The organism is Acetobacter pasteurianus subsp. pasteurianus LMG 1262 = NBRC 106471 (assembly GCF_000285275.1).
GTDB lineage: Bacteria > Pseudomonadota > Alphaproteobacteria > Acetobacterales > Acetobacteraceae > Acetobacter > Acetobacter pasteurianus.
In genome coordinates this window covers 1-3,232 of the sequence record NZ_CADO01000080.1, presented here as the reverse complement: position 1 = coordinate 3,232, position 3,232 = coordinate 1, and the positions used below count along the sequence as shown (strand labels likewise).

At 45.0% G+C, this 3,232-nt stretch carries 1 protein-coding gene; it reads left to right on the top strand.

The genetic code is table 11. From position 1 onward, the window contains the following. Nucleotides 1-787 precede the first annotated feature (787 nt). Nucleotides 788-3,175: a Hint domain-containing protein gene (locus tag APA10_RS14695; RefSeq protein ID WP_250697637.1), complete on the top strand. Its 2,388-nt coding sequence runs from the start codon at nucleotides 788-790 to the stop codon at nucleotides 3,173-3,175. The last annotated feature ends 57 nt before the right edge of the window (nucleotides 3,176-3,232 follow it).

Genomic DNA, 3,232 nt, shown 5'->3' with positions numbered 1-3,232 from the left:
GGGAAGCCTCATGCTACGCCGAAACGCTCATCCGTGAATTTCCAAAAGGGCTCTAACAGCTTTCCTCTTGCTTTCCGGTAAGGGGTTAACCCATTGCAAATTCCTCTTGGTGGGAAAGTCAGAATTAGATTTTCGGACTCTCTAGGTTAAATTTCATCATTGCTCACATAATGAGCTAAGCAGAAAAATTTGAAAAATCCAAACAGTTTTAATTCATCAACTTTTTTTCGTTTTTTTTATCTTAATTAAGATGATAGATAAATAAACAAGTTAAGAATCAACATACTGTTTACTTTTCTTTCTGTTGAATTGGTAAATTAAATGAATTTTCTTTCTTGAAAATTTCTTTATAAAAATGAATATTTATATAAATTAAATTATATGCTTTGTGATATAGACGTTTTAATTGGGAATTTTCATTGAAAATTAATTTCCAGAAACAATAGCCTTCAGCTTGGTGTGTGTACGATTACTGGTGATGGAACAGAAATGCCCTGCAAGGATGGACTTATTAATAGCGCAGCTGGCTTGGCCGGTTGGGGGCATCGTTGCCATGGTTTTAAACTTCACACATCCAACAAAAGAATTCGAAACGCCTAGCCGCGCCGTTAACCCGCATGCCTACAACTTTATGCAGGAACGACCCCGAGGGGCATTTCGATCACCACGTTTTCTGTGGTGGCCAAAGCACAAAAACACCAATCAGGAAGTTTGAGTGCACAAGACTGATCACCACAGAATTGGTGATTGAAAAATCAATTTTGTGTTTCCAATAAGGGGAAAACAAATGGCGACTGATACTATCTCGACAACGGTTACTGGCAAGTCATATACTACGAATACAGATATAACCGTGCTTTCCGGTGGTGTTTTATCTTCCGCAAATATTTATTCTGGCGGAAGTATTACGGTTTTGTCTGGCGGATCAGTTATCGACACCACAGTCAGTGCATTTCAAGAAGTGCTATATGAAGGGGCTTCGGCACAACATCAAACTGTTACGGGCAATGGGCAGATTGTTGTTGGAAGTGGCGTCACTCTTACACAAATGGATTCCTCGAATGGATCTTGGAAGACCATGAGCGGGGGATCAATTTATCTTGTCAGTGGAGCAACTCTGGTAGGGGGTACATTTATATCAGGCGGCACTTTATACGCTGGTGATGGCTCCATTATCAGTGGATTCATCGGAGTAGGTAATGGAGGGGTTCTATCTAGTTTCGGGCAATCTGGCGGAACAATAGATGGCCAGCTTTATCTCGACAGCGGCGGTATAGTCTCTGGTACCGTGCTGGCATCTGGTGCTTCTGAAGATATTCTGTCTGGTGCAAGCGTATCGGGACAGATCATTAATGGTTCAGCAAATGTATCTGGCACACTTTCTGGAGCGACTGTTTCAAGTGAAGGAAACGTATCTGTCGTAAGTGGTGGCATAGCCAATGGTAATACTATTACAGACCATGGATCCCAAACTGTCTTAAATGGCGGCATAGCCAATGGTAATATTCTTTCAAATGGAGGTGGCCTACATCTCTCGAGTGGTGGTCTTGCCAGTGATACCGTTGTTTCAAACGGGGGCGCCCTTGAGGTGAATAACTCTGGCTCCGCTACTAACACGACAGTAAATAGTGGTGGTTACATAGCAATTAATACTGGTGGCAATGCAACAGGAAACACCGTTAACTCTGGTGGTGTATTGGAGGCAGCAGTAGGGGGCATCATTGGCACGACAACTGTCTCAAGTGGAGGGACACTATTTACTCTCAGTGGAGCTACCATTTCTGGTGATGTAACTCTTCAGGATGGCGGATCAGCAACGATCTGGAACAATACGGGCGGAACAATCAATCTTGCTGGTGACACCAATAACGGCCTGACCATTTCTGGCCTGGAAAGCGGCGGCATCGTCAGCACCATTATCAGTGGCTGGACCGGCAATGGGCCTACCGATTCTGATAAAATCGATCTGGCTGGCGTTTCAGCTGCTGGAGCGTCTTACGCTCTTACACAGAATCAGGTTGTGATTACCCTAGCCAATGGCAATGCAATCACTCTCAATATCCCTGATGTTCTAAATTACGGTTTTACCCTTGTAGACGACAATAATGGTGGCGCTACCGCTGAAGTATGTTTTCTTGCAGGCAGCATGATCCAGACACCGGGAGGCGATGTTCCGGTCGAAAATATCCGCATGGGTGATACGGTTCTTGCCTATGTGCAGGGCGTTGCTCAGCCCACGACTGTTACCTGGACAGGTAAGGCGCATGTTGTTGTTCGCCCGCATCTGCAAGATGACGAAGCTGGTTATCCGGTACGTATTCTCAAAGATGCTATTTCGGACGGTGTTCCTTACAAGGACATGCTGATTACTTCCGAGCATTGCCTGTTCTTTGATGGCAAGTTTGTGCCTGCACGTATGCTGGTGAATGGTTTCTCGATTTTCTACGATAAATCCATTACTTCTTATGATTATTATCATGTGGAAACAGAGCAGCATTTCGTTATTCAGGTAGATGGTATGCTGACCGAAAGCTATCTGGATACAGGAAACCGCCGTTCCTTCCGCCAGGAAGGTAGCGTTGCCACACTGGCAAGCAAATTCCTGACTTGGGAACATGATGCAGGTGCACCGCTTTGTGTAGATCGTTCTTTTGTGGAACCTCTTTTTCGCAAGCTGGAGTCTCGGGAAAACGTGGTTGTTGGATATCAGATTCCAACAGTCTCTACAGAACAGACAAATGATCCGGCTCTGCATCTGCTCACACATACAGGTGCAGTTATTCGCCCAATGCGAAGCAATGGCCAGCAATACAGCTTTATGTTGCCGCCTGGTACAAAATCTGTCCGCATCGTTTCACGTGCCAGCCGTCCGGCAGATGTCATTGGACCTTTTGTAGATGATCGTCGTTATCTAGGCGTGGCTGTTACAAAAATATATTTGCTATCTGCTAAAAATCAGTATGACATCACAGCACATCTTCAGGCTGAAAAGCCCGAAGGCTGGCACGCTACCGATTGGACTGATTGCGCATGGACCAATGGCAATGCAGAGCTACCTCTTGGTGAGGATCTGCTTGACTGCAAAATGGGCATTCTTTCCATAACTGTGCGTGCAGCTGGTCCTTATTTGGTTCATGCTGAAGAAATGACTAATTTAGACAAAGTTTCAGCTTGAGAAACTACGGCGTGTCGTCAGTTAAGCTCTGAGTGTGGCACGTGAGGGTTGTAGTTT

Excerpts from the sequence above, each read along its gene's own strand:
- APA10_RS14695 (WP_250697637.1), top strand. The coding sequence starts at position 788 with ATGGCGACTGATACTATCTCGACAACGGTTACTGGCAAGTCATATACT.